The organism is Faecalibacterium sp. DFI.5.82, assembly GCF_029076575.1.
GTDB classification, from domain to species: domain Bacteria; phylum Bacillota; class Clostridia; order Oscillospirales; family Ruminococcaceae; genus Faecalibacterium; species Faecalibacterium duncaniae.
In genome coordinates this window covers 1-296 of record NZ_JARFIS010000882.1, presented here as the reverse complement: position 1 = coordinate 296, position 296 = coordinate 1, and the positions used below count along the sequence as shown (strand labels likewise).

1 protein-coding gene is annotated in these 296 nt (G+C 62.8%); it reads left to right on the top strand.

What is annotated here, in order from left to right; all coding sequences use genetic code 11:
• Positions 1-296, top strand: a 296-nt coding sequence (locus tag P0G09_RS19340; protein ID WP_342760577.1) for a putative PEP-binding protein, incomplete at both ends; no start/stop codon positions are given.

Sequence of the window (296 nt, the reverse complement as noted above, 5' to 3'; positions counted from 1 at the left end):
CGAGGCCTACAAGCAGGTGCTGGAGAGCCTGGCTCCCAAAAAGGTGGTCGTGCGCACCAGTGATATCGGCGCGGACAAGACCGTGGACTACATCAAGCTCGACCACGAGGACAACCCCGCGCTGGGCTACCGCGCCATCCGCATCTGCCTGACCCGCAGGGATTTCTTCAAGACCCAGCTGCGGGCCCTGCTGCGCGCTTCTGCCTTCGGCAACATGAGCATCATGTTCCCCATGATCACCAGTCTGCGGGAGCTGCAGGATGCCAAGGCCGTGCTGGAGGAGTGCAAGGCAGAGC